Raw genomic sequence first — 26,428 nt, forward strand, 5'->3', positions numbered from 1 at the left:
GGCATCCCTCGTGCTCTTACGCCAGGACGTCAGCGGTTTACACGAATCCGTCAGCGAAGCGTCACGGTTCGCGGGCAAATCTGAGGAGGGTCGCCATGGAAGTCCGGTTCTTCGGTGTTCGGGGCAGCATCGCGGTGTCGGGGTCGCGGATCGGTGGCAACACGGCGTGCGTGGAGGTGACGAGCCAGGGGCACCGGCTCATCCTGGATGCGGGCACGGGCATCCGCGCGCTGGGCGAGCACATGATGAAGGAGGGCCCTCCGCAGAAAGCGACGATGTTCTTCTCGCACCTGCACTGGGATCACGTGCAGGGCTTCCCCTTCTTCACGCCCGCGTACCTGGCCTCCACCGAGCTGACCATGTACGGCCCGGGCGCCAACGGGGGCCAAGCGCTGGAGAGCGTGCTGTCCAAGCAGATGGAGCCGCCCCACTTCCCGGTGCCGCTGTCCATCCTGCGCTCGAAGATGACGTTCGGCTCGGCGCTGCACGGCAAGACGATCGAGACGGGCCCGTTCCGGGTGACGCCCATCGACGTGCCGCACCCGCAGGGCTGCCTGGCGTACCGCATCGAGGCGGATGGGCACTCGTTCGTGTACGCCACGGACGTGGAGCTGGCGCGCGACCAGCTGACGCCGGACGTGGGGCGGCTGCTCGAGGGCGCGGACGCGCTCTGCCTGGACGCGCAGTACACGCCGGACGAGTACTCGGGGAAGATCGGCATCCCGAAGAAGGGCTGGGGGCACTCGACGATGGTGGACGCGGCGCAGGTGGCCAAGGCGGTGGACGCCAAGCGGCTGCTGCTGTTCCACCATGATCCGGCGCACAACGACGACCTGGTGGAGAACATGGCCGAGGAGGCGCGTAACCACTTCTTCGCCACCGAGCCGGCCCGCGAGGGGAAGCGCATCCTGTTCGGGGCGGCCGCGAACGCGTAGGAGGCGGCGCGATGCTCTACGAATGCTATGGTGGCGGCACGGCGTTCGTTCTGCCGCCGTTGCCCACCATGCCCCAGCCTTCGGACGTCAGCCAGGTACTGCTCTCGGTTGGGAGCCTCGTCGGGCGAGAGGTCGACCTGGACGCGTTCCTCCAGACGCTGGTCGACCGCATCGCCATCACGATGCAGGCCGACCGAGGCACGCTCTGGCTCCTGGATCCCGCTCGCGGCGAGCTGTTCTCACGAGCCGCGCACCTGCCGGAGGTGTCGCAGATCCGCGTGAAGCTGGGCCAGGGCGTGGCGGGCCACGTGGCGCAGGCCGGCGAGTCCGTGAACGTGCCGGAGCCGCGAGGCGAGCGGCTGTTCTTCGCGGACATCGACCGGATGACGGGCTACCGGACGACGAGCCTGCTGGCGGTGCCGCTACGGGACACGGAGGGCGCCATCTACGGCGTGCTCCAGGTGCTGAACAAGCGCGGGGCCGAGCGCTTCACGGAAGAGGACATCGAGCGGCTGACGGTCATCGCCGGCCAGGTGGGCACGGCGCTGCAGAGCACGAGCCTCTACCAGGAGCTGAAGCGGGCGAAGGATCAGCCGCAGGCGCCGGTCGGGTACTTCTTCAACCGCATCATCGGCGAGAGCCCGCAGCTGAAGTCGATCTACCGGCTGGTGCAGAAGGCGGCGCCGACGGACGCAACGGTGCTGCTGCGCGGCGAGAGCGGCTGCGGCAAGGAGCTGTTCGCGCGAGCGATCCACGTGAACGGGCCGCGGCGGGACAAGCCGTTCGTGAAGGTGGACTGCGCTGCGCTGCCGGCGACGCTGATCGAGAACGAGCTGTTCGGCCACGAGAAGGGGGCATACACGGGGGCGGACCACCGAGTGCCGGGCAAGTTCGAGGCGGCGGACAGCGGCACGGTGTTCATCGACGAGCTCGGCGAGCTGCCGTTGCCTGTGCAGGGCAAGCTGCTGCGGGTGCTGCAGGATCGCGAGTTCGAGCGCGTGGGCGGCACGCAGACCGTCAAGGTGGACGTGCGGATCGTGGCGGCGACGAACCGCGATCTGATGAAGATGGTGTCCGAGGGAAAGTTCCGCGAGGACCTCTACTACCGCATCAAGGTGGTGGAGATGGTGCTGCCGCCGCTGCGCGAGCGCGGGGGCGAGGACATCGAGCGTCTGGCGCGGCACTTCGTGGCGACGGCGGCGAAGCGCCACCGGCTGGAGACGCCGAGGCTGAGCGCGGCGGCGCTGGAGCGGCTGAAGACGTACCGCTGGCCGGGCAACGTGCGCGAGCTGGAGAACTGCGTCGAGAGCGCGGTGGTGCTGTGCGAGGGAGAGATCCTCGAGGAGCACCTGCCGTTGCCCACGGTGGACCGGGGTGCACCGGCGCCAGCCACTGGGAGCACGGAGCCCACGGTGTCTGCGAACCCCGCGGGCCTGCTCCCGCTGGCGGAGGTGGAGCGACACCACATCCTGCGAGTGCTGGAGTCAGTGAAGGGCAACCGCACGGCGGCGGCGAAGGTGCTGGAGATCGGCCGCAACACGTTGGCGCGTAAGCTGAAGGAGTACGGATTCGCCGACGAGGCGTGATTCCCGGACGAAGGGACAGGCCTCCACGGATTACGATGAGGGCATGCCCCAGCCTTCCGCTCCTCGTGGACGCGCCCCCTACTCCGGCATCTGGCTCGATGACTTCACCCTGACGGCGGTCCGTGGCGGTGCGCTCCTGGCCGGAGGCCAGGCGTGGCAACCGGATGGAGGCGGAACTCGGCCCCAGACGATGGCGGAAGCGGCGTTCTTCGACGCCACCCGGAAGGAATGGGTTTCCCTCCCTCTCATGCCTTCGCCTCGTCAAAGCCACGCGGCGGTATCCCTGCCGGACGGGCGCGCGTTGCTCATCGGAGGACGCTCCCAGAATGGAGAGCTGGCGAGCACCGTCTTCTGGGAGCCGGAGACCCGTCAGTTCCGGGAAGGGCCTCCACTGGCTGGGGAGCGTGGGCGGCCAGTCGCCGTGACGTTGCCCGATGGCTCGGTGATGGTGCTGGGCTCGGACTTCGACAATGACATGGAGCGCGGCACGCGCGCCGAGCTGCTGCGTCCCGGAGCCAAGGCCTGGGAGCCCGCGGGCCAGACGGTGCGCATCTTCCACGTGGGTCCGGTGTGCGTCACCCAGAACCACGTCCTCATCGCGGGCGGCCGGGACAACGGCATGGGCTTCGCGATCTACGAAGGCGTCCACATCGCGCCACCCCTGGCCCAAAGCACCGAGGTCTGGAGCCTCGAGAGCCGCACTTGGCGGACAGCACCGGGATCCCTGCTGGAGCCACGCGATGACCACCAAGGCATCACGCTCGCTGATGGGCGAGTGCTCGTGGTCGGCGGCTGGCACAAGGGACACCTGCAGACGAGCGCCGAGCTGTGGGATCCCCGCACCGAGCAATGGAGCCGCACGGGGGCGCTCTCCCTGCCCCGCTCCAGCTTCACCCTGACCGCCCTGCCCGATGGGAGAGCCGTGGTGTCAGGAGGACTCGCGGGGAACGCATCGGACGCCACGACGGCTACGGAGCTCTGGGATCCTCAGAAGGGCACCTGGTCCCCAGGCGCACCTCTGGCCATCGGGCGTGCGGGCCATCTGCTCGTCCCCATGGACGGAGACACCTTCCTGGTGGTGGGGACCTCCCGGCCAACCCCGGAGGCACTCGAGACAACCTGGGAGCTGTGGAGCCCCGGCGGGTGAAGTCCAGGGCGGAGCTACGTGGCCCGCCCTACCCCGACGAACCGCCGCATCAGCACCTTCTGCAGCAGCACGAACATGAGCAGGAGCGCGCCGATGGCGACCCGGGTCATCCCCGAGCTCGTCATGCCCTCATAGGTCGTGATGGACGTGAGAATGAGGCCCAGCATCAGCACGCCGATCAGCGTGCCGAACACCGATCCCACTCCACCCGCCAGCAGCGTCCCGCCAATCACCACCGTAGCGATGGCATCCAGTTCCATGCCCACGCCTTCCAGGTGGCTCCCGCTGGAGAGGTAGAACGTCAGCGCAGCCCCGGCGAAGGACGCACAGAACCCGCTCAGCGCATAGACAGCGATCTTCGTGCTCTGGACGGGGAGCCCCATCAGCAGCGAGGCCTCCTCACTGCCCCCGAGCGCGTAGACGTTCCGGCCGAACGGCGTGAACACCGCGACAAACCACCCCGCTGCGACGAAGCCCAGCAGCAGGAGCGCCGTGATAGGCAGCGGTCCCACGCGCGTGATGGCGATCGCGGTGTGGGCCTTGTCCGAGATGGCGATGGACTCCAGGTGGATGATGAACGCGAGGCCGCGCACGAAGAACATGCCTGCCAGCGTGACGATGAACGGCTTGATGCCCGTCCGGTGAATGACGGCGCCCATGATCGCGCCCAGGAGAGATCCGCACGCGACCGCGGCCCCAATCGCGGCGAACACGCTCCAGTGGTGGTCCATGATGAGGACACCGATCAGCACACTGGAGAAGGACATGACCGCGCCGACGGACAGATCGATCCCGCCGGAGAGAATGACGAAGGTCATACCCACCGCGACGATGCCAAGCACCGCGTTGTTGGACAGGAAGTTGATGAAGACCGGGAGCGAGGCGAAGCCGTCATACCGCGCGGCCGCGATGGCATAGAGGAGCAGGTACGCCACCACCCCCGCCATGACCGTGATGTGCTTGCGAAGGAAGTTCACGCCTTGGCCTCCGCTGGCCGCACGCGCTGCATCAGCTTCTCGAACGCAGGCGTCTGCATGTAGCAGACCGCGAGCGCCACGATGGCCTTGATGATGAGCGTGTGCTCAGTAATGACACCGCGCATCTGGAGCATGACGGTGAGCGTCTGGATGAACACCGCGCCAATCAACGAGCCCATGAGGTTGGCCCGGCCGCCTGTGAGGCTGGTCCCCCCGAGCACTACGGCGAGGATGGCATCCAGTTCCAGGTAGAGCCCAGCGTTGGCGACATCAGCCTCCTTGATGTCAGCCGCCGCGATGAGCCCAGCCATGCCCGCGCACAGGGAGCACGCCATGAAGGCGAGAATCCGGATGACATGGACCCGCACGCCACAGAGCCGGGCCGCCTGCGGGTTGCCGCCCATCGCCTCGATGTACAAGCCCGTCGAGGTCTTTCGCAGCAGCAGCCCAACGCACAGTGCAACCCCAGCAACCACGAGCGCCGGGAAAGGCAGGCCCAGCACGGTGCCGTTGCCGATGAACTCGAAGGTGGGAATCTCGAAGCTGATTTTCTGATCGTGGGTAAACGTCTGGGCCAGTCCGCGCCCCATCACCAGCGTCACCAACGTGACGATGATCGGCTGGATCCCCGCGAACGTGACGAGCGCTCCGTTCAGGGCGCCAACGGCCAGGGCCACGGCCAGCGCGGCCACGATGCCCGTGGGCACAGCCTGTCCATGCTCTGTCATCAAGAGCGCCGCGATCGCTCCCGAGAGCGCCATCACCGAGCCCACCGACAGGTCGATGCCGCCCAGCGCAATGACCAGCGTCATCCCGACTGCCAGCAGCATGACGGGGGCGCCGTTCTGGAAGATGTCCACCACGGTGCCGAAGAGACGGCCGTCCCGCAGCTCGATGCGTGCGAAGCCCGGAGTGAAGATCAAGTTGAAGACGAGCAGGGCCGCCAGCGCCACCCATGGCCAGAAGTTCTTAGGACGCATTGCGCTCCTCCCCAGCGCTCTTCGAGGCGTCGGCCGAGGGCTGCGGCTCTTCACCGGCGATCACCTTCATGACCTCGGGCAGCGTCGTGCGGGACAGCTCCCCCACTTTCTTGCGATCGCGGAAGACGGCGATGCGGTGGGAGATCCGGAGCACCTCCTCCAGTGCGGCGGAGATGAACAGCACCGCGAGCCCCTTCTGAGACAGCTGGTGGATGACGCGCTCGATCTCGCCCTTAGCGCCCACGTCGATGCCGCGGGTCGGCTCATCCAGGATGAGGAACCGAGGCTCGTACGCGAGCCACCGAGCGAGGATGACCTTCTGCTGGTTGCCGCCGCTGAGCAGGCGCACCGGCTGCTCCACCGAGGGCGTCTTGATGCCGAGCTTCGTCACGAACTCCTGAGCGATCTTCTCCTGCTGCGCCCGGGACACGGTGAAGCCCAGCTTGCGCTGCACCACCAGCGCGATGTTCTCCCGCACGGACATGTCGGGGATGATCCCGTCCGCCTTGCGGTCCTCGGGGAGGAACGCCATGCCCTGATCGATGGCCTGACGGGGGCTCTTGGGCTGAAAGCCGTTCACCGTGCCGCGGGTTGGATGATCGGCGCCAAAGAGCAGCCGAGCCGCCTCCGTGCGCCCCGAGCCCAGCAAGCCCGCGAACCCGACCACCTCACCTGCGTGCACCGTCAGATCAAAGGGCTCCACGCCCCGGCGGCCCAGCCCCTGAGCGGTGACGACGGCGGGGCCCTTGCTCTCGGGGCTGCCGTGAAGCGCCGGCTCCACCTCTTCGGGGACCTTGCCGAGCATCTGGGAGACCATCTCCAGGCGCGACAGCTTCGAGGCCTCATACGTCCCCACGAGCGTGCCGTTGCGCAGCACGGTGATCCGGTCGCTGACGCGGTACACCTGCTCGATGAAGTGGGTGACGAAGATGATGCCCAGACCGCGCGCCTTGAGCCTCTCGATGATGCCGAGCAGCACCTCGGTCTCGTGGCTGTCCAGGCTCGAGGTGGGCTCGTCCATGATGATGAGGCGGGCCTCGGTCTGCACCGCGCGGGCAATGGCCACCAGTTGCTGCACGGCAGCAGACATGGTGCCCAGCGGCTGATCCACCGGCACCTTCAGATCGAAGGTGCCGAGGATCTCCTCGGCCTTGCGGCGCATGGCGTGCCAGTCGATGCCGAACCACTTCCGGGGCGCGCGGCCGAGGAACAGGTTCTCCGCCACCGTCAGCGTGGGGATGAGGTTGAGCTCCTGGTAGATGGTGCTCATGCCCTTCTTCTGGGCATCCCCTGGAGAGGTAGGCCGAAAGTCCTTGCCCTCGAAGGTGATCGTCCCGCCGTCGCGCGGGTAGACCCCGGTGAGGAGCTTGATCAGCGTCGACTTGCCGGCGCCGTTCTGCCCCATGAGGGCGTGTACTTCGCCCGCACGAACATCGAGGTCCACACCGGCGAGGGCGTGGACCCCGGGGAAGCGCTTCTGAACGCCTCGAACGACGAGGAGCGGCTCAGTACTCACGAGTGCCGATAACCTGCGCGGCGTTGGCCTGCTCGAAGAGCTGGTCCTTGTTCTGGATGAACTTGGGGAGCTTCTCGCCCTTGCGGACGCGGTCGATCGTGTCGAACACGAGGGGCCCCATCAGCGGGTTGCACTCGACGGTGGCGTTGAGCTTACCGGCGACCATGGCCTCGAAGGCGGCCTTCACGGCGTCCACGGAGATGACGATGACGTCCTTACCAGGGTTCATGCCGGCCTCCTCGAGCGCCTGGATGGCGCCCAGGGCCATGTCGTCATTGTGGGCATAGACAGCCTGGATGTTCTTGCCGTCCGACTTGATGAAGGCCTCCATGACCTCCTTGCCCTTGGCGCGGGTGAAGTCGCCGCTCTGGCTCTTGACGATCTTCATGTCCGGGTTCTTGGCGAGGATCTCCTCGAAGCCCTTCTTGCGGTCGATGGCCGGGGCGGAGCCGGTGGTGCCCTGGAGTTCGTAGATGTTGGCCTTGGCGTTCGTCTTCTTGGCGAGCCACTCGGCGGCCATGCGGCCCTCCTCGACGAAGTCGCTGGCGATGAGCGTGGTGTAGAGGCTGTCGTCGCTGACCTTGACGCCGCGGTCCACGAGGATCACGGGAATGTTGGCATCCTTGGCCTGCTGGAGGACGGCGTCCCAGCCGGTCTCCACGACGGGGGCCAGCACGATGGCGTCCACCTTCTGCGCGATGAACGAGGTGAGCGCCTGGATCTGCTGGGCCTGCTTGCCCTGGGCGTCGGCGAACTTCAGATCGACGCCGCGCTTGGCGGCCTCGCCCTGGATGGACTTGGTCTCGGCCGTGCGCCAGGCGCTCTCGGCGCCCACTTGAGAGAAGCCGACGACGAGCTTCTTCTCAGCGGCGGGAGCCGCGGCGGTGGAGCCACCCGAGGGCTGCTCAGCCTTGTCCGAGGACTGCTTGCTACAGCCAACCAGCGCCACCAGGGCAACCGCGATCATCCATCTCATGGGGGTCTCTCCAGACGGGAACGGCGAACTCTCCTCACGGGAGCCGCCGGGTGCGATGAAAACCAGTGCTCTATATGCAATCCGCCGTGTGCGGGCCAACTCGCGGCCCGCCGCGGACTAGTTCTTCAGCTCGTAGACGCGGACATAGTCGAAGGTGGCGGTGAAGCCAGGGCCCGCCAGCGACACCAGGCCCATCTTGGCGCCTGTCCCCAGTTTGTGCGTCCACGTCCCTGCGCGGCTCCAGGAGGTGCCATTGCGACTGGAGTACGCCGTGAAGTGCTCCTCCTGGCCCACGATGCGCCGGGCGATCCGCAGCCACACCGTCTCCTCCGCGGGGCCACCAAAGGTTTCGCCATAGCGCGGGTAGCCGGCAGGCACGTCCGGGCCCACCTCCTTGGCGAAAGCAATCTGCCGCGTCTCCCAGTAGGAGACCTCGCTCAGCTTGACGTAGTTGTCCTCGTCACTGTGCAGAAGAATCCCTGCCTGGCGGTAGTTGAAGCAGCAGCTGGTCGGCGGCAGGTCGAGCGTGAGCTTCGTCTCCACGAGGTAGTTACCCGTGGGCGCCGTCTCCCAGAGGATCGAGGCATTGTCGCTGTCCACATAGAGGTCTGCGTCCTGCGTGTCGAAGCGGAAGGCGCCGTTGGCTACCGCGAACTTGTCAGCGGCCGGAGCGCGCACCCAGTTCCACTTCCCATCGAGCGCGGTGCCATCGAACTCGTCCGAGGCGGAGGGGATAATGGCTCCGGGCTCATCCTGCATCACGACGGACACCGCGTACCGGCTCTTGGTGCCCGTCAGCGCGGCGGGCGCGGCCTGCTCGGCGTCCGAGGAGCCCTGGCCACCGCGCACCACGGGCCACTCCTCCACCCAGTCCAGCGCATCCATCAACACCTGGCGCTTGGTGAGCATCCCCCCACCCGTGTCGGGAGCCAGATAGGGGCTGTTCTTGTCGATGCCGTGATACAGGACCCAGTCCTGGCCACCGAAGTCCGTGATGAGGGTGTTGTGGCCCGTCCCTACCCAGCGGTTGCCATTCATGCTCAGCACTGGGGTACCGCCCACGCGGTTCGTCGTGAGACGCACGCCCTCGCGGTCGACAAAGGGCCCCCAGGGATCCTTGGAGCGTCCGGCGAAGACGCCGTAGCCCGTGAGCGGGCCATTGCAACAATTCGCGGAGGACGCCAGCAGGTAATAGTAGTCGCCGTGTTTGATGACACTGGCGGCCTCGTAGCGATTGGCGACGGTGACCTCGACCTGGCTGTAGGGATCTGAGATCAGGCCATCCTCCGAGAGCTCACGCACCGAGATGCCGCCGTAATAGCTCCCGTAATAAATGTATTTCTTTCCAGTGTCGGTGATGAGCACCTCGGGATCAATCACCCACCGCTTGGACTCACCACAGCAGGGCGCCTCATGGGTTTCCACGGCAGGCTTTGCCGCCTGGGTCCACGGTCCCAGCGGGCTGTTGCTGGTGGCGACGCCGATGGCGCTGCGATCGATCTGCTGGTCTGAGTTCCGGATCTCCACCATGGAGTAATACAGATAATATTTGCCACCGAAGAAGACGATCTCCGGCGCCCACATGTCAGGGTTTGCGAAATCCTTTGCCCAATCCGGGACCACGGAGAAGGCGTCTCCCACGTAGGTCCAGTCGACCAGGTTGGCCGACTTCAGCATGGGAATGAGATGTTGTTTGTATTTGCCCTCGGCATCCTTGTCCTGATCATTCAGGGGATCGGAGGTGCAGTACATGTACCAGTTCGCATCCCCCTCCTGCTGCCCACGGATGACGGTGGGATCGGCGCAGTTCTCGAGCAGGCCGCTCGGGGGGAGGGTGAGCTTCAGGGGGTTGGTAAAGCGCTGGTCGACAAGCGTGGGCTCGGGCGTGGGAGGGGGATTCTCGGGCGGCTTCTCTTCTTCCCCGCAGGCCGTGGCGAACACCAATGCGAGCATTGGGAGCAGCGCTCCCCTCCGGCTCCAACGCATGTCCACTTCCCCTTTTGGGTCGATGTAACGGTAGGGCGGACTTGTCTTACAGGGAGACAGAGTGTGTCAAGGCCGACAACGCAAGCCTGCATGCCGTGACGCGTATTTTCCTGGACCCAGGTCCCATGTCCAATGCATTGCGTCAAGGATTTATGTTCGCTGCTCGACAGAAATTGACGCAAAGACATAACATGGCTCATCTTTTTACACTGCCTGTATGGGTTCGGTTGGATTGACCATTGAATCTTTGGCGCCGTAGGCTGCCGCCCCCCAACCGAGGTGCCCTATGCGCGCACGCCGCGTATTGCTTTCCACCGCCCTGTTCTCGCTGTCTCTGCTGGCAGCGCTCTCTGCTTCGAGTTGCACGGAAGACAAGCAGCCCCCCGTCGAGAATCCACCCGAGCAGCCTCCCCCACCGCCTCCTCCGCTGCAGATCACGAACCCGGTGCTGCCCGGCGACTACGCGGATCCGTCGGTGGTGCGCGTAGGAGATGAGTACTGGGCGTCGGCGACGTCGTCGGAGTGGGCGCCGCAGTTCCCATTGCTGAAATCGAGAGACCTGCTCAACTGGGAGCAGGTGGGCCACATCTTCCAGACGCCGCCGGAGTGGTCCGAGGCCAACTACTGGGCCCCGGAGCTGGTGGTCGACCAGGGCCGCACCTTCGTTATCTACACGGCGAAGAAGAAGGGAGGGCCGCTGTGCGTAGGCGTGGCGACGGCTCCGTCGGTCTCGGGGCCGTATACCGATCGCGGTCCGCTCGTGTGCCAGGAGCTGGGCTCGATCGACGGTGCGATGATCCGCGACGAGAACAACAAGCTGTACCTGGTATGGAAGGAGGACGGGAACAGCCGGGGATTGCCAACGCCCTTCTGGGCGCAGCCCCTGTCCGAGGACGGCACGCAGCTGGTCGGCGAGAAGAAGGCCATCCTGATGAATGACGTGCCGTGGGAGGGGCAGCTCATCGAGGGACCGCACCTCATCAAGCGCAACGGCTGGTTCTACGTCTTCTACGCGGGCGCGGGCTGCTGCGGGAAGGGCTGCAACTATGGAGTGGGTGTGGCGCGCTCGAAGAAGCTGCTCGACGGATGGGAGAAGAATCCGCTCAACCCCATCATGAAGAACAACGAGTCGTTCAAGTGCCCGGGCCACGGCAGCGTGGTGACGGACACGCTGGGTCGGGACTACTTCCTGTACCACGCCTATCGCGTCACGGACTCCGTGTACGCGGGCCGACAGGGCGTGTTGGATCAGATCACGTGGGGTGAGGACGGCTGGCCGACGATCAACTCGCGACGGGGCGTGGGCGGGCAGGTGCTGGCGAAGCCGCCAGCCTGGAGCGATGAGTTCACCACGGAGATGATGACGCAGGGCTGGCAGTGGCCGAACGGGCGCAAGCCGATGACGAGCATCTCCAACGGCGTGCTGACGCTGGCGCCTCCGGCCGATCGCGCCATGGACATGATGGGCGGGGTCCTGGCCCGCTCCTCCCCTTCGGGCAATTACACGGCCGTGGCAATCCTGGACCGGACGGGGCTCGGAGCGGAGACGGCGGCGGGGCTGTCGGCTTTTGGCGATCCTGAGAACGCCATCGTCGTCGCCCTGCGTGGGCCCAAGGTGGAGCTGTGGCGCCGCCAGGGCAACGCCCAGCAACTGGTCACCACCGTGGATGCTCCGGCGGCGGGGGATACGCTGCACCTGCGAGTGACGGCACGAACGGGCTACCTGTTCCAGTTCGCAGTGAGCCCGGATGGGAGCACGTGGACGAACGTGGGCGGCGATCAGAACGGCGAGTTCCTACCGCCGTGGGATCGCGCCGTGCGCGTGGCGCTCACGGTGGGCGGTGCGGCGGGGGCTTCGGCCCGCTTCGACTCGTTGCGCATCACCCCTGAATAGGCCAAAAGGGCTGTGTGAGCCCTTCCTTCCAGGATCTGTTCGGACATCCCCCGGAGGTCGAAGCCGAGGCCCCCGGGCGGGTGAACCTGATCGGCGAGCACACCGACTACAACGGTGGCTACGTCCTGCCAATGGCCATCCCGCAGCAGACGCAGGTTGCGCTGCGGAGGCGCGCGGACAAGCGAGTGCGCGCCTTCAGCGTGAACACGAGCCGGTCCGGAGAGATCCTCGAGTACGAGCTGGGCCAGGAGTCCGTTGGAAAGCACTGGCTCGACTATGTGAAGGGGGTCACACAGGTGCTCCAGCGCGAGGGCCACGCGCTGACGGGATTCGAGATCTGGATTTCGTCGGAAGTTCCGCTGGGGAGCGGGCTGTCCTCGAGTGCATCGCTGGACGTGGCCATCCTCCGGGCGCTGCGCGAGCTGTTCTCGCTGCCGGTGGAGGACGTTCCGCTCGCGATCCTGGGACAGAAGGTCGAGAACGACTTCGTCGGCGCACCCGTGGGCATCATGGATCCGATGGCTGTCCATCTTGCTGACCAGGGGATGGCGCTCTTCCTCGACACCCGGCTCATGCGCTTCGAGCGGGTGCCCTTGCCGCGCGCACTGGATCCCATCGTCATCAACTCGGGGGTGGCGCACAACCACGCCGCGGGCGACTACCGCGTCCGCCGCGCGGAGTGCGAGCAAGCTGCGGCCCTTCTGGGAGTCCAGCAGCTGCGGGATCTGTCCACGGTGGATCTGCTCCGGGCCGAGAAACTGCCAGCACCGCTGGGCCAGCGCGTTCGTCACGTGGTCACGGAGAATGCCCGGGTGCTTGCCGCCGTCCAGGCCCTGCGCTCCGAGGAGCTCGACCGCCTGGGAAATCTCTTCTACGCCTCGCATGACTCCCAGCGCCGCGACTACGAGGTCTCAGTCCCTGAGATCGATCTGCTCGTGGACATTGCCAAGGAGGACGCGGACGTCTACGGCGCGAGGCTTACAGGCGGTGGCTTTGGCGGCTCCGTGGTCATGCTGGCCAAGGCTGGCACGGGTTCCGACGCGGCTGCTCGGATTGCTGAGATTTACGCGAAACGCTCGGGACAGCGGCCCTCTGTTCTCGTTCCACAGGCCCACAGCTGAGGGACCCACAGGTCGCGGGTCCCTCGCTGCGGGGCGGGTCCCCCCGTCGGCTGACGGGTCCGCCCGCCCCGGCGTCCCGCTCTCTCAGGTGACGTTCAGCGCACCAGCAGATCAGGCCTCGCTCGGCCCTCCACGGTGAACGTCGGCCACCGCGGATCCACCGTGAGGATCTCCAGGTCTCCTCCCTCCGTCAGCACCACCGTGTCCTCGATCTTCGCCCCAGGCAACGACGGGTTCCAGGCCATCGCGTTGCTCGGCTGCAGCACCACCTTCGACCCTGGCACCGCCACATCGTCACGCGACAGGTAACCGCACGAGCCCCCTTGATGGTGGTACGCCTCCGCCCCCGGATGCCCACTGGCTCGGTAGGCCTCCACCATCGCGCTGTAGACCTGCCCCAGGGTCACTCCGGCCCTCGATGCATGGAAGGCTGCTGCTTCGACTCGCGCTACGTCCGCCGCCAACCGGCGCTCCTCCGCTGTCGGCTCCCGGAAGTAGACGAACCGGGTCAGGTTCGCGAACAGCCCGTGCCGACGCCCGCAGAAGACCAGCATGGCTCGAGCTCCCAGCCGCTCATGACTCGCTGTCGCGTGCCGGTGCAACGGCAGCCGCCGCTCCTCCCCCACCAACGTCAACGCCGGGTGGATGCCCCTCGCCCAGAGCGCCTCGGCCCCAGCCCCCGCGAGCTGCCAGCCCGTCCACTCCGGCTTCGCTTCCCGCAGCACCTCCGTCATCGCCTCCGCCGCGTCTCTCCCCAACGCCCGGTACCGCTCCAGCTCCTGGGGAAGCAGGGAGTGCCTCGCGTCCACCAGCTCCCCTGGCAGCGGTACCTCTTGCCCCGAAGGCCGATCCGAGGCCACCACGCCCCCTCCCCGCTTCTCCTCCACGAACGCCTCGCGCTGCCCGCGCTCCGTCCATGGGCACGACCACACCCTCAGCCCCCGCGGCACCTCCTCCTGCTCCATCCGCGCCGCCTCGATGGCGTCCGTCAACACCCACGCCGACGCACGGGTGATGAGCACCTCGGCCACCCCCGCGTCCGTCGCCAGCAGCACCACGTTCGACCCACCACAGGTCGCCCACGCGAACCAGTCCACCCCTCGCAGCCGCACCGCGCTCAGGCCGTGCTGCTCCATGATGGCCCTCACCCGCGCCAGCTTCACCTCGAGCTCCGACGCCCCTCCCTCCTGCTTCTTCAGCGAGTTCACTGCGAATCGCCTCCCTTGGCTGGCATCTGCAACCGCTCGCGCAGCCGCGGAACCACGAGCTGCAGATCCTCGGGCGCCTTCACCGGCTCGAAGCGGGACGTCTTCGCATCCTGCCGAGGCACCTCGATGAACGCCACCGAGAGGAACGGCTTCCCGTCGGCTCCGACCAACGTGCTCGCCTCTCCCGTGATCTGCTCGATCTGCAGCACCTCCTGCCCCTCCACCTTCTTCTTCGCGATCCGGTAGGGAACCTCGATCTCCTTCTCCAGAAGCGCCTGCAGCGTGAACGCGAGGTTGTTCGTCGAGATCAACGCGTGCTTCTTCGAGTCGACATGCTCGATGAGCTGGAGGTGATTCCCGATGCGGACCGGCGCCGCTCCCGTATCCAGCGTCCCCTGCGTGTTGGCCCGAGGCGTCACCTCCACCGTCATCTCGCAGGCCAGCTTCACGTGAAGCCCGATGATCAATGGATCCAGCGTCGCTCCCAGGTTGTCGACGTTGGAGAAGAACACATGGCGCACGCCTCTCCGGCGCAGTTGCTCCCCCGCCCCCGTCTCTCGAAGCGCCCGGAAGAAGTCTCCGTGTCCCGACGGCGCGAAGGACAGCTGCCCGTCCGCTCCCCGGAACAGCTCCCAGTTGGGCGTCAGCCGCGGCAGCATCCGCTGGCGGAACAGCACCACCTGCTTCTCCCAACCGTGCTGCTTGACGAAGTCCTCGATCGCCTCATGGCTCAACGGCGACGTCATCATCGCCACCGGCACGGTGGCGCCATAGCGCTCGCCCACCTGCCGGAAGTTCTCCATCCGCAGATCCAGGAAGGTGCGCCCATCGAGGACCGGCGACAGTGCCTTCACTCCACCACCAAAGCGGGTGGCCGCACCTCCTACCAGGATGACGACAGAAACCTCTCCTCGCCGTAGGGCCTCCTCCCCCAACCGCACGCACTCCGCATGGAGCGGTGTCCCGGGCTGAGGCATGGACTGGAGATCTGTGGCAGCCAATGGCTGCGGTTCCGCCGGACGATCCGTGGGAGCCTTGCGCTGGGCCTCCTCCCGGAGCCGAGTCACCAACTTCTCGAACCGCGCCGCGTCGAAGCCTTCGGTCTCATTCATGAGCGCGAGCTTACTAGCCGTCGGCCCGAACGCCTTCAACCTCTACGGGCTCAGAGCGTGCGTGAGAGCACGAACGCCGCAGCCACGGAGAGCGCCCCTGCCGCCGAGAAGAACCCCCAGGCCCTGCGCGCCAACTGCTGCCCCGTGCCCGTCCCCTCGGTCCCGAGCACCAGCATCGCCGGCCCCCCCTGCTTCCCGCGCAGAACATACGAGCCCGGCGCGGGCCCGCGCTGCAGTGCGCCCACCACAAGGCACGGCTCCCCGAGCTTCCCCACGCGCTCGTAGGAGAACACCTCCTCCACCGGCTTGCCCTGAACGAGCTCACCGGCCTCCGGCTCCACCAGCCGCGGATCCGTCTGGCACCGCAGCACGCGCACCGGCGCCAGCATCGTGGAAGGAGAGAAGCTCACCGCCGCCTCCGCCTTCTCACCACGCACCGTGATCAGCAGCGAATACCCCTTCTCCTGCGAGATCAGTGAACCCTTGCGCCCCTGGTCTCCCGTGGCGCGCAGCTCCGCTTCATAGAAGGCGCACACCACCCCGCCCGGAGACGTCACCGGCTCACTTGCCCCGAGCCGCCCCCGGTACACACCCCATCCGGGCTCTTGCCCCGCGCGCAGTTCCGCGATGGCCTCATCAATGCTCTTCGGCGCCGAGCCCCTCAGCACATCCGCACGCAGCCGGGCCCGTGACCCCAGGAGCGCCAACCCGGCCGCTAACCCCAGCAGCCCGAGCCCCATGCCCCGGCCCGCCACATCCGAGGACACTGTCAGCGCCGCGGGCACGGAGTCGGTGACCATTGCCAGGAAGACGGCCCCCAAGAGGCCGAACCAGACCAGCGGGAGGCGGGGCATGAACTGATGCGCATCCTTACGGCCAAACGCGAACGCCACCCCCACGAGCCCGATCAGTGCCGCACCGAACAGCGGCCCCAGCATCATCCGGACGTCCATCCCATCCCCCGCAGCTGAAGGCGTGCCGCCCCAGGCACACGCCTGCCCGTCGAGGGTGGGGATGCTCGAAGTCCCCGGCAAGGGCACCCGGGCAGCGGACCGGGCTCGGGGCGTCGCCCACTGGACCTTCCCGGGCGGGAGGTCCGTTCACTCCTGGGCGCCGGCGACCTTGCGCTTCGGCCGATCTACCAGCATGCCCTGGACCGTCAGGTGGCTGAAGTTGCACTCCAGGTTGCGGCAGCCGAGGGCCACCTTGCCGGCGCGCCCCTCCAGCCCGTGCAGCATCTTGTAGGCGAAGCGCACGTTGTTCACGAACGCCTCCGCCATCACGCCGTTCTTCCTGCGCTTCAGCTGCAGGCGGACTTTGAAGGGGCCCTTCGCGGGCACCGGCATCTCGTCCGCCGTGAGGTTTTCCAGGTCCTGGGAGCTGTTGCCCACCACCTCTTCGCCATCCTCTTGGATGTAGCGCCAGGACAGGCGCATGCCCACGTCCGGAATGGCGAACGCGGACACCTGCAGATCCCTGATCCGGTACGTCAGCTCGCCGAAGTGCTGGGCATCGGGCTCTTCCAGGTAGCCCGGCCCGAGCGAGCGCACGTCCATCTCCACCTCGGCGGTGAAGTCGTCACTGGAGAAGTATCGGTGCGCCACGTACGTGCGAGGCAGAAAGCGACCCTTGGGGCCCAGCTCGCTGCCGCCCTGCTGCACGCGCAGCGTCCCCTTCTCCAGGCGCCACGTGCCGGACCAGGCGTTCATCTCCTCCTCGCCCGGCACGAAGTCCACCGTCAGCTTGGAGAGCCCTTCCACCTTCTCGGACTTCTCCAGTTGAGAGGTGGCGTACAGCTCCGTGTCCGTGTTCGCGGGCCACGGCTTCTTGCCGGGCTTCACCGCGATGCCCGACGTGCCAATGGTAATGCCGCCCTTCTCCCCGCCTCCCACGTGAAGCTCCACCGTCCCGAACACCAGGCGCACGCCCGCAGCCAGGAGGATGAGCCCGCCCACCACGGACAGTCCCGTGCGCACGCTGCGCCAGCCCGTGTGGAGCCGCTTCGCCACGGAGCTCGCCGCCGACTTTTCAGGCTTCGCGCCCGGCGAAGAACCGGGCGCCAGTGCCGGCCCCGAGCCCGAAGCGCCCAGCACCGCCTCGAGTGCCGCGCACACCTCACCCGCCGTCGCGTAGCGCGCATCCGGCTCATTCTCCAGCAGCCGGGCCACCACCTCATCCACGCGCGGATCCAGCCCCTGCACGCGCTCGGAGGGCATACGAAAACGGCCCACCGGCAGCTCCCCAGTGAGCACCTCGTAGGCCATGACCCCCAGCGAGAACAGATCCGCGCGCCCATCCACGTTCTTGGCATCCCGCCGCTGCTCGGGAGCCATGTAGTTGAGCGTCCCCATGGCCACCGCCGTGGCCGTGAGGTTCAGCCGCGAGTCCGGGCGCCGGATCCCCGCCAGCCCGAAGTCCGCCACCTTCGCGTGGCCCCGGGCGTCCACCAGGATGTTCTCCGGCTTCAGATCGCGGTGGATGATCCCCTTCTCGTGCGCGTACTCGATGGCGCGCGACACCTGCAGGAGGACGCGCAGTCCCTGCTGCGCCGAGGGCCGGTTCAACCCCAGCAGCTCGCGCAGGGAGCGGCCCTCCACGTACTCCATGGCGAAGTAGTAGTGCTCGCCCGCCACCCCGCGATCGATGATCTGGATGATGTTGGGGTGGCTGAGCGCCGCCAGCGCCGTGGCCTCCTTCTCGAAGCGCGTGACGAACTCGGGATCCTTGGCCAGCCGCGGCGGCAGCAGCTTCACCGCCACCGTGCGCTCCAGCGACCGCTGGCGCGCCAGCCACACCTCGCCCATGCCTCCCCGCCCCAGCACCTCGAGCAGTTCGTAGCCCGGCAGCTCCACCTTGCCCTGCGAGACGAACGTCCCGCCCAGGTCCACCTCCGTGGACCGCCGGGGCGACTCCTCCACCTCGGAGGCTCGCATCACCGTGGCCGAGCTGACGTCCAACTCCACCATCAGCGGCCCGCTCGGCGGCGCCACGCCTCCGCCCGGCGTCGTCGGGAGCGCCTCTTGCGGCGAGGGAACCCCACCGCCGGCCGAGGGCAGCTGCATGGCCACCATCTCAGGCATCGTCGGACGCGAGCCCACCGTGGAGACGGCGTTGCGGCGCACCTCGAAGCGGATGCCGCAGCGGCACAGCAGACGCTGGCCGCTCACGTACACACTCACATCGTGCGTGCGCGCGCAGTTGGGGCAAGCCTGGGTGATCATGCGTCACGGACAACGGTGCGCTCCGAGCCCGTGACTCGGAACGTCTTGACACCCTTCTCCCGGCCCTTCACCTGCATCACCGGGAGCTCTTGCGCGAAGAACCCGGGCCCAGCCTTCTCGATCGTCGTCCCCGTGGCCAGCAGCTCCCCGGACTTGGCCAGGCCGCACAGGCGCGAGGCCGTGTTCACCGTGTCGCCAATGGCGGTGAACTCGTGGCGCTCCACGCTGCCCATGTAGCCCACGACCGCCTGGCCGGTGTTGATGCCGATGCCCACCTCGATGGGCTTCTTGCCCTGGGACTTGCGCTTCTCGTTCAGCTCGTCCACCGCGTCCATCATCTCCAGCGCCGCCTGCAGCGCGCGCGCCGGATCGTCCGGGTGGGTCAGCGGAGGGCCCCACACGGCCATCACGCAGTCGCCGATGAACTTGTCCAGGTTGCCCTCGTGGCGGAACACCACGTTGGCCATGGCGGTGAAGAACTCGTTGAGCATCTCCACCACTGCCTGCGGAGACTCGTTCTCCGCCAGCGTGGTAAAGCCACGGATGTCCGCGAACAGGCACGAGACTTCCGCCATCTTGCTCTGCGCCAAGCCCTCGGTCTCACCCTTGATCACCGCGTCCGCCACCGCCTTGGACAGGAAGCGGCTGAGCTCGGCACGGGTAATGGCCTCGGCGCGGATCTGCTCGGCCAGCGCCACGTTCTCCAGGGCGATACCCGCCTGCGCGGCGATGCCCGTGAGGATCGCCAGGTCGTTCTCGGAGAAGGCGTTGATGCGCTGGCGGCTGTCCAGGAACAGCACTGCCTTGATGGCGCCGTTGACGGTCAGCGGCACCGCCATGGCGGAGCGGATGCCCTGCGCCACGATGCTCTCGGCGGCCGAGAAGCGCTCGTCGATGACGGCGTCCGCGGTGAGCACCGCCTTGCCCGTCTCCACCACGCGCCGCAGCACCGTGTCCGACAGCACCACATTCATCGCCCGGCCCTGGCGGTGGTGCACCACCTCGGTCTCGAAGGTGCCGTCCGACTGGGGCGTGAGGATGACGCCGTTGTCCGCGGGCAGCAGATCGAACGCCACCCCGAGGATCTGATCGAACAGCTCTTGCTGCGTGCTGGCCAGGCTCACCTGACGGTGGAACTCGTGGGCGATGCGCAGCTTCTCGTAGTCGCGGCGCAGGGCCTCCATGTCGCTCAGCTCGCCCGCGGGGCGGAAGTTCTGCGGGCCCTGGTCCATCTGCGCCAGGAACGCCGGCACCGAGCGCGGGTTGGCCACCACCGTCACCCCGGCAGGCGCCGCCGGCACCGAGGGCGCATCCCCCGCGTGGAAGGTGAACTTGGAGCTGCCCAGGGAGATCTCATCCCCATCCCGCAGCCGCATCTCCTTCACCCGGCGCCCGTTCACGAAGGTGCCGTTGGAGGAGTTCAGGTCTCGAAGGATGAAGTCACGCCCGGCCTGTTCGATGACGGCGTGCTCCTTGGAGACCTCGCGGTCCACCAGGCGCAGCGTGTTGGCCGGATGGCGGCCCAGCGTCGTCTTGGGCCCGAGCGGGAACTCCCCGAGCGTGCCATCCGCGAACATGCCCGTGAGGCGAGGTCCGCGCAGGGTCTTGGGCTGGGCCGGGGAAGGGACAGAAGCTTGAGTCACGCGACAGACCTCACCGGTGGGACACTATCAGACGCACTCGCCCCGGGGGAACGGCTGCTGGACCGGCCCCTCTCCGCCCCCCCACATGCCCGAGCAACCGGGCAGACTCAACAGGTATTCGAGAAATCTCCTAGGGTTATCGGCCTAAAGCGCCTGAGGTTGCGGGGCTTGCGGGGCCTGCTCCACCGGCCGCTGGGGCGCCGGATTCCGGAAGGCGATGCCCACCGACGGGTAGAGGGTGACGCCCCCCAGGTTCCTTCTCTGTCCGAACACCTCGGGCTTGCAGAAGTTATAACCGCCCGTGATCTCGGCGAAGACGTGGACGTACTTGTAGCCCAGCGAGACGCCGAAGGTGGAGCCGACGAACTCGCTCTTCACCCGGGCCGGCAGGCCCACGTCGAACCCCGTCACGTCCTTCCCCTGGTCGGCGAAGTTGATGAGCTTCTCGTCCAGCTTGGTGCGGCTGAGGACGTACTTGGGAGCGGCGTAGAGCCGGAGGATGTCGCCGAAGTCCGTGCTGACATAGAGCGGGATCTCCACGTCCCAGCGGGAGAAGTCGTCGATCTGGACGATCTCCAGCACGTCCAGCACCGGGCTCTTGAAGAGGTGGCGGGAGCCCGCCAGCCCGAGCGCCACGTCGAAGGAACGGCGCTGATTCTCGGGCACCTCGGGCCCGTCTCCGGCGTGGACGAAGCGCACCTTGGTATCCAGGCGCCAGGAGATGCCGCTGTAACGCAGGCCCACATCCCAGTCGTCCGCCAGGCCCGCGCGAAGCGCGAACTCATGGACCACGCCCGGGGGAGCCACGGCCAGGGCGAGGCCCGCCGAGAGAATCTGCTGCTGCTGCTCCTGCGTGAGGTTGACCTTCTCGCCGTTCTCGACCTGCTTCTTGAGGCGTTTGCCCTCCTGGATGGCGATGTCCACCACGTCGACGATCTGCCCGGCGGGGACGAAGGCGCCTGCTCCCAGGGAGACTTGGAACTGCCCCCGCGTCAGCGGCTTCGCCGTCTGCAGGGTGGAGAGGTTGGAGGCACAGCCCGTCACCAGAGCCAACGCGAGCAGCGGAGGAAGGTATCGCATGGGCTCGAACGTTATGTGCTTCCAGGCTCTGTTGTCAGGGGGCTTCAACTGCTAAGGGAGCCGCGTGCGAATCAAGCAAAAGCCCGAGGACTTCTCCGTCAAGGAGTCCTACCGTTTCGATGAAGTCCCCAGTGGGCGCTACCGCGTCTACCTCATGGACAAGCAGAAGCTGTCCACCTTCGATGCGGTGGACCGCATCCGCGACGCGTTCGGCCTGAAGCCGGGCTCCATCAGCTTCTGCGGCCTCAAGGACAAGCAGGGCCGCACCGAGCAGCTGATCGCCGTGGAAGCGGCGGACGTGGACGTGCAGGAGCCCAACCTTCGCCTGAAGTACCTGGGGCGCACGGACAAGCCCCTGTCTGCCGCCAACATCACCTCCAACCGCTTCGCCGTCACCGTGCGCTCGCTGGAGGAGTCCACCCTGGGCCCGCTCAACGTGGCCGCCGCCGAGGTGAACCGCCTGGGCGTGGTGAACTACTTCGACAGCCAGCGCTTCGGCTCGCTCAAGCACGGCCAGGGCTTCATCGCCAAGGATCTCATCCGCGGCGACTTCGAGGCCGCGCTGAAGAATTACTTCGCCAAGCCCTCGGAGCTGGACCGGTCCGAGGACGCCAAGGTGAAGCAGTTCTGGCGGGAGAACTGGGGCCGCTGGGACGCGCGCGTGCCCTTCGAGGGCTCCAAGAAGTACCACCGCATCCTGCGCAGCCTGCGCGACCACCCGGACGACTATCTGCGCGCCTTCCTGCAGATCGACGCGGACTACCGGGCGATGCTGCTGTTCACCTTCCAGAGCTACCTGTGGAACGAGGGCGTGCGGCGCTACCTGCAGCTGCTGCTGCCGCGTGAGCACCTCTTCCCCCTGCGCTACCAGGCCGGCACGCTGCTGTTCCACCGCGAGGCCAGCCCCGAGGTGCTGCGCATCCTGCGCGAGGCCACCTTCCCGCTGCTCGCGCCGGACTCCACCTTCAAGGATCCCAAGGTGGAGGAGGCCGCGAACTGGGCGCTCGGGCGCGAGAAGATCACGCTCAAGGACCTGGCCATCCAGAAGTCGCGGCTGCTCTACTTCCGGCACGAGGAGCGCCCCGTGCTGAGCTTCCCGCACAAGCTGGTGCTCGGGCGGCCCATGCCGGACGAGCTCAACCGGGGCTCCATCAAGGTGAACGTCGCCTTCACCCTGCCCCCCGGCGCCTACGCCACGCTCGTGGTGAAGCGGCTGTTCCACTTCTCCTGGCGCGAGGACACCGCCGACGAGATCCGCGCCAGCCAGCGCCCCCGGCTCACGGAGACGCTCGAGCGCGAGTCCTCTCAGGCCCCTGGCCGGCGTCCTCGCGGCGATTCGGAGCGGAGCGCTCCCGCGCCCCGGAAGTACGGGGCCCTGGAGTTCGGGGGTCCTGCCAAGCGGTCTCAAGGAGCCCCCGAGCGCGGCGCGGGTGGGCGCTCCAGGACTGCCGAGGCGTCCCCGCAGACTCGCGAGCCAGCCCCCGCCCAGACGCCCGCCGAGCCCCGCCCACCGCCTCCGGGCTTCCGGGAGCAACAGCGCGCCAAGAAGGAGGCCAAGGCCCAGGCCCGCAAGGACATGGCGGCCAAGCCTTCGAAATCACAGAAGAAAAAGTAGGAAACCCGGGTGGGCGAAAATAGGCTCACCCCTGGGCGCAATGGGGGGACCCATGCTGCGTAGACCAGGGCGTGAACGCACTCACACTCAACCCCCTTGGGGATCTCGTCCAGGCCATCGGGTCACTGATGGCTGAGGAGGCCCCATCGCTTCCTTGGAAGGCGGACGTGCAGGCCGCCCGCCGGGGTGACCCGAACGCCTTCGAGGCCTTGGTGCGCAGCGTCCAGCGCCCGGTCTACGGTCTGGCGCTCCGGCTGCTCAACAGCGAGGCGGAGGCGGCCGAGGTCGCCCAGGAGGCCTTCCTGCGCGCCTACCAGAACCTGCACCGCTATGATGAGGGCCGGCCGTTCGATCTGTGGGTAATGGCCATCACCCGCAACCTGTGCCTAGACCTGCTGCGGCGTCGCACCAAGGTGCGCACCGAGGAACTGGAGCCCATGAAAGAGGTGCTCCCCAGCAATGAGGCCTCCCTGGAAGAAGGCGCGATCGCGCGCCAGGAGCGCCAGTCGCTCGAGGAGGCCATGGCCACCCTGTCCGCCGATGACCGGGAAGTGCTGGCGCTCTATTACGTACAGAAGCGGACCACGAAGGAGATCGCCCAGATTCTCGGCTGCGCGCCTGGCACCATCATGGCGCGCCTGTTCCGGGCCCGGGAGAAGCTCCGCAAGAAGATGACAACGGAGGAGCCCACATGACTCCGAACCCGTGCCCGGATCTTGAGGTGCTGTTCACCGAGCTGGAGGCCGGCAAGGGCCCCGCGCTGGATCACGCCGCCACCTGCCCGCTGTGCAGCGCCGTCCTCGAGGAGCACCGCCAGCTGGAGAAGGATCTCTACCGGCTGGCCGATCCGCTCCCGCCTCCCACCCTGGTGGCCAACGTCATGGCGCGGGTGGCCACCGAGCCCACGCCTCTGCGACGCGAGCTGTGGGCGGGCATTCCCATCCTCGCGGCGTCGCTCCTGGTGGGGCTGGGATTGCTGATCACCAATGATCGGGCGCTGTCCCGGCTGGGCTCGGCGCTGGCGGCGCTGTTCACGGATGGCCGGGTGCTGCTGCAGGGGCTCTCTAGCGGCGCGAACGCGATCTGGAACACCGCGGCCGCTCCGGTGGCCGGCATCCTCGTTCTCTTGCTGATCGTCTCCCTGTCGGGCCTCAAGCGGCTCGTAGGCGATGGCCCGAACCCTTCGCAGGCGTGAGTGCACCATGATGAAGATCACCGCCCGACTGCTCCTGCCCACCTTGCTGCTCGGCGCCACCGTGGCACTCGCGGCTGAGACTCCCACCCCTGCCCCCACCCAGGACCCGGCCGCCGAGGATGTGAAGACCATCACCGTGGCCTTCCGTGGCCCGCTCCGGGACGCGATCAAGCGCATCGCCGAGGATGGCGGCATCAATGTCGTGGCCACCGGCGAGCTGGATACCGCGGTGGAGGTGCACCTCAAGGGCGTCACCGCTGAGCAGGCGCTGCGCACCATCGCTCGGACGTACTCGCTGCGCCTGGATCAGGATGGCTCCATCTTCACGCTGCGCCCCATGACGGCAGCGGAGAAGGAGGCGGCCAGCGCGGGTACGGCTGCCGCCACGCCTGCCCCAAGCCCGGGGCCTGGGCCGATGGATGTGCCGCCCGTGCCGCCCATGCCTCCTGTGGCCGTGGCGCCGCTCGCGCCGCCCGCGCCGCCCGCGCCGCCTTCGGTGTCGGAGGATGCAGAGGAAGAGATGGACACCAGCGAGATCCGGGATCGGGTTCGGCGGGAGGTTCGCAAGACGCAGCGCCGGAACAAGGGCGAGCGGGACGTGGTGGCCCGAGGCCACTCGCTGGAGGTGAAGGAGAACGACAGCGTGCACAACGCCGTGGTCTACGGCGGCAACCTCGTGGTGAAGGGGCACGTCGAAGAGACCGCGGTGGCCTTCAGCGGCAATCTGGACGTCTACGGCACCATCGAAGGCGATGCGAGCGCCTTCAACGGCAACGTCGTGTTGCACCCGGGCTCGGCGGTGATGGGCAACGTTTCGGCTATCGGCGGGACTGTGGTCCGCAATGATGACGCGCACGTGGAGGGCGCCATCGAGTCCTTCGGCGGCGGCAACGTGGGCAAGGTCGTCGCGGGCCAGGTGAAGGACACGCTCAAGAAGGAGTTCCGCAAGAAGGACAAGCATGCGGACTCCGACGACGAGCAGGAGGAAGAGGAGGATCGCAACGGAGGCGGTCTGCCGTGGTTCTTCATCAAGTTCGCCGCGCTCTTCGGGCTCGGCTTCCTGGGGCAGCTCTTCTTCCCCACGCGCATGAAGGAGCTGTCGACGGAGCTCAAGGCCCAGCCCATGAAGAGCGCGCTGGTGGGCTTCCTGGGCGCCGTGGCGCTGGTGCCCATCACCCTGGTGCTGACGATCACCATCATCGGCATCCCGGTGGCGGCGGCCCTGGTGCTGGTGGCGGCGCTGGCGGCCATCCTCGGGTTCACCGCGGTGGCGAGTGAGATTGGCTTGAAGGTGCCGGTGATGAGGGGCCGGAAGACGCAGGCGGTGGTGCTGGCGCTGGGACTGCTCATCCTCCTGACCCTGACTTCGCTGCCCGTGCTCGGCTGGCTGGTGGCGATTCCGACGGCGCTGATGGGCTTCGGGGCCGCGCTCCTCACCCGGTTCGGCAATCGGCTCCGTGGCTTCCCAGAGCCGCTGTCGTCCCGCGACACCCTCGGGGTCTGAGAAACACGCTCTGAGCCATAGTCCCAAGGGGGGCGGGTCCGCACACCGGACCGCCCCCTTCGTGTTTTCGGCGCTTGGGCCGCTCGCAGCGCTTGCCTCAGTGCGACAAACCTCTACGCCTGCTGCAAGAGGAGGAGCCTGCCATGCGCCAGCAACCCGGAAACACCGTGATGGCCAAGGCATTCACGCTCCTGGTGCTCACGACAATGGTCGGGAGTTGTATCCCCCGAGCCAGAGCCTGGAAGGAGCCAGTCCAGTGGCCGAACGATTACTCCGACAAGAACGTCGTGCCTTTCATGGAGGCCGGCGCGGCGCTCGCCGCTGCGGCAGCCGTACGCGAAATGGTGCGGACCAACCCATTTCCACGGCTCTTCGAGGGCTGCTCCAGCCCTGAGCAGGGACTGGATGTCGCCGTCTATCGTGGCCCCACTGCTGGGCTGTTCTATGTGCTGGTGGATCAGCGCTTTGACCGATGCGGAGGACCTCGCGTCCGCGTGCTCGATGGGTGGTACGAGTACGCGGTCACTCCGCAAGGCGAGGTCATCGCCGAGAGCCCGGCTTCAGCAGGTGAAGAGACATCGCTACCTCCTGACGCTCATCCACCCGCGCCTTCGGACGTGGGGCCTCCTCCTCCCACGCCACCGAACCCACCGGCACCCAGTGTGGATGCTGGCACTGTCACCTCCGCCTCTGCTGCCGAGGACTCAACTCTCTGACCCAGGAAACGGCTGC

21 protein-coding genes are annotated in these 26,428 nt (G+C 67.3%); 10 read left to right on the forward strand and 11 right to left on the reverse strand.

The window, feature by feature from the left end:
* Nucleotides 1–95 precede the first annotated feature (95 nt).
* From DB31_RS09785 to DB31_RS09795, 3 genes are read left to right on the forward strand one after another with little or no spacing between them, the layout of a single operon-like run.
* A complete protein-coding gene (locus DB31_RS09785) occupies nucleotides 96–935 on the forward strand; it encodes an MBL fold metallo-hydrolase (protein WP_044185634.1) in 840 nt (279 codons plus the stop codon).
* A gap of 11 nt (nucleotides 936–946) precedes the next feature.
* A complete protein-coding gene (locus DB31_RS09790; RefSeq protein ID WP_044185637.1) occupies nucleotides 947–2,521 on the forward strand; it encodes a sigma-54-dependent Fis family transcriptional regulator in 1,575 nt (524 codons plus the stop codon).
* A gap of 43 nt (nucleotides 2,522–2,564) precedes the next feature.
* The gene (locus DB31_RS09795) at nucleotides 2,565–3,668 is read left to right on the forward strand and encodes a Kelch repeat-containing protein (RefSeq protein ID WP_044185640.1); all 1,104 of its coding nucleotides are present in this window, start codon (nucleotides 2,565–2,567) and stop codon (nucleotides 3,666–3,668) included.
* 14 nt (nucleotides 3,669–3,682) lie between these two features.
* On the opposite strand, the gene DB31_RS09800 is transcribed toward DB31_RS09795, so the two are convergent.
* The 5 genes from DB31_RS09800 to DB31_RS09820 all read right to left on the reverse strand — a co-directional run bounded on the left by DB31_RS09800 (nucleotide 3,683) and on the right by DB31_RS09820 (nucleotide 10,070).
* Nucleotides 3,683–4,645 carry an ABC transporter permease subunit gene (locus tag DB31_RS09800; RefSeq protein WP_044185642.1) on the reverse strand — a complete coding sequence of 321 codons (963 nt, stop codon included), beginning with the start codon at nucleotides 4,643–4,645 and terminating at the stop codon, nucleotides 3,683–3,685.
* Nucleotides 4,642–5,625: an ABC transporter permease gene (locus DB31_RS09805; RefSeq protein WP_044185644.1), complete on the reverse strand. Its 984-nt coding sequence runs from the start codon at nucleotides 5,623–5,625 to the stop codon at nucleotides 4,642–4,644. Before DB31_RS09805 ends, DB31_RS09800 begins: the two co-directional genes overlap by 4 nt.
* Nucleotides 5,615–7,141 carry a sugar ABC transporter ATP-binding protein gene (locus DB31_RS09810; protein WP_044185646.1) on the reverse strand — a complete coding sequence of 509 codons (1,527 nt, stop codon included), beginning with the start codon at nucleotides 7,139–7,141 and terminating at the stop codon, nucleotides 5,615–5,617. The genes DB31_RS09805 and DB31_RS09810 overlap by 11 nt, the downstream gene beginning before the upstream one ends.
* Nucleotides 7,131–8,117 (reverse strand): ABC transporter substrate-binding protein, encoded by a 987-nt coding sequence (locus DB31_RS09815; protein WP_205628484.1) that lies wholly within the window; start codon nucleotides 8,115–8,117, stop codon nucleotides 7,131–7,133. Before DB31_RS09815 ends, DB31_RS09810 begins: the two co-directional genes overlap by 11 nt.
* Nucleotides 8,118–8,234: 117 nt before the next feature.
* Nucleotides 8,235–10,070, reverse strand: coding sequence for a glycoside hydrolase family 43 protein (locus DB31_RS09820; RefSeq protein ID WP_075305928.1), 1,836 nt, complete (start codon nucleotides 10,068–10,070; stop codon nucleotides 8,235–8,237).
* Between the two features lie 319 nt (nucleotides 10,071–10,389).
* Between DB31_RS09820 and DB31_RS09825 the strand changes: the two genes are divergently transcribed.
* Entirely contained in the window at nucleotides 10,390–11,997 is a 1,608-nt protein-coding gene (locus DB31_RS09825) for a family 43 glycosylhydrolase (protein WP_044185654.1), read from the forward strand.
* A 14-nt stretch (nucleotides 11,998–12,011) separates the two neighbouring features.
* The gene (gene galK, locus DB31_RS09830) at nucleotides 12,012–13,118 is read left to right on the forward strand and encodes a galactokinase (RefSeq protein WP_044185656.1); all 1,107 of its coding nucleotides are present in this window, start codon (nucleotides 12,012–12,014) and stop codon (nucleotides 13,116–13,118) included.
* A gap of 95 nt (nucleotides 13,119–13,213) precedes the next feature.
* Here galK and DB31_RS09835 read toward each other — a convergent pair whose 3' ends face one another.
* The 6 genes from DB31_RS09835 to DB31_RS09860 all read right to left on the reverse strand — a co-directional run bounded on the left by DB31_RS09835 (nucleotide 13,214) and on the right by DB31_RS09860 (nucleotide 21,382).
* A complete protein-coding gene (locus tag DB31_RS09835) occupies nucleotides 13,214–14,326 on the reverse strand; it encodes a M24 family metallopeptidase (RefSeq protein ID WP_240486611.1) in 1,113 nt (370 codons plus the stop codon).
* The gene (locus tag DB31_RS09840) at nucleotides 14,323–15,438 is read right to left on the reverse strand and encodes a UTP--glucose-1-phosphate uridylyltransferase (RefSeq protein WP_044185659.1); all 1,116 of its coding nucleotides are present in this window, start codon (nucleotides 15,436–15,438) and stop codon (nucleotides 14,323–14,325) included. The genes DB31_RS09835 and DB31_RS09840 overlap by 4 nt, the downstream gene beginning before the upstream one ends.
* Nucleotides 15,439–15,488: 50 nt before the next feature.
* Nucleotides 15,489–16,391, reverse strand: coding sequence for a hypothetical protein (locus DB31_RS09845; RefSeq protein WP_044185661.1), 903 nt, complete (start codon nucleotides 16,389–16,391; stop codon nucleotides 15,489–15,491).
* 147 nt (nucleotides 16,392–16,538) lie between these two features.
* Nucleotides 16,539–18,659 carry a serine/threonine-protein kinase gene (locus DB31_RS09850; protein ID WP_044185663.1) on the reverse strand — a complete coding sequence of 707 codons (2,121 nt, stop codon included), beginning with the start codon at nucleotides 18,657–18,659 and terminating at the stop codon, nucleotides 16,539–16,541.
* Nucleotides 18,656–20,236, reverse strand: a complete 1,581-nt coding sequence (locus DB31_RS09855; protein WP_420806683.1) for an adenylate/guanylate cyclase domain-containing protein — start codon at nucleotides 20,234–20,236, stop codon at nucleotides 18,656–18,658. Before DB31_RS09855 ends, DB31_RS09850 begins: the two co-directional genes overlap by 4 nt.
* Nucleotides 20,237–20,446: 210 nt before the next feature.
* On the reverse strand, nucleotides 20,447–21,382 hold the full coding sequence (locus DB31_RS09860) for a hypothetical protein (protein WP_044185666.1): 936 nt from the start codon (nucleotides 21,380–21,382) through the stop codon (nucleotides 20,447–20,449).
* 64 nt (nucleotides 21,383–21,446) lie between these two features.
* On the opposite strand from DB31_RS09860, the gene truD reads away from it, so the two are divergent.
* The 5 genes from truD (at nucleotide 21,447) to DB31_RS09885 (ending at nucleotide 26,412) form a co-directional block, all read left to right on the forward strand.
* Nucleotides 21,447–22,997: a tRNA pseudouridine(13) synthase TruD gene (gene truD / locus DB31_RS09865; RefSeq protein ID WP_044185668.1), complete on the forward strand. Its 1,551-nt coding sequence runs from the start codon at nucleotides 21,447–21,449 to the stop codon at nucleotides 22,995–22,997.
* Between the two features lie 128 nt (nucleotides 22,998–23,125).
* Nucleotides 23,126–23,692: an RNA polymerase sigma factor gene (locus tag DB31_RS09870; protein WP_205628495.1), complete on the forward strand. Its 567-nt coding sequence runs from the start codon at nucleotides 23,126–23,128 to the stop codon at nucleotides 23,690–23,692.
* Entirely contained in the window at nucleotides 23,689–24,192 is a 504-nt protein-coding gene (locus DB31_RS09875; RefSeq protein WP_044185672.1) for an anti-sigma factor, read from the forward strand. Before DB31_RS09870 ends, DB31_RS09875 begins: the two co-directional genes overlap by 4 nt.
* A 7-nt stretch (nucleotides 24,193–24,199) precedes the next feature.
* Nucleotides 24,200–25,696: a DUF8173 domain-containing protein gene (locus tag DB31_RS09880; RefSeq protein ID WP_338034289.1), complete on the forward strand. Its 1,497-nt coding sequence runs from the start codon at nucleotides 24,200–24,202 to the stop codon at nucleotides 25,694–25,696.
* 143 nt (nucleotides 25,697–25,839) lie between these two features.
* Entirely contained in the window at nucleotides 25,840–26,412 is a 573-nt protein-coding gene (locus DB31_RS09885) for a hypothetical protein (RefSeq protein ID WP_044185676.1), read from the forward strand.
* Nucleotides 26,413–26,428: the final 16 nt, after the last annotated feature.

The sequence above is a fragment of the Hyalangium minutum genome, from assembly GCF_000737315.1.
Taxonomy (GTDB): domain Bacteria; phylum Myxococcota; class Myxococcia; order Myxococcales; family Myxococcaceae; genus Hyalangium; species Hyalangium minutum.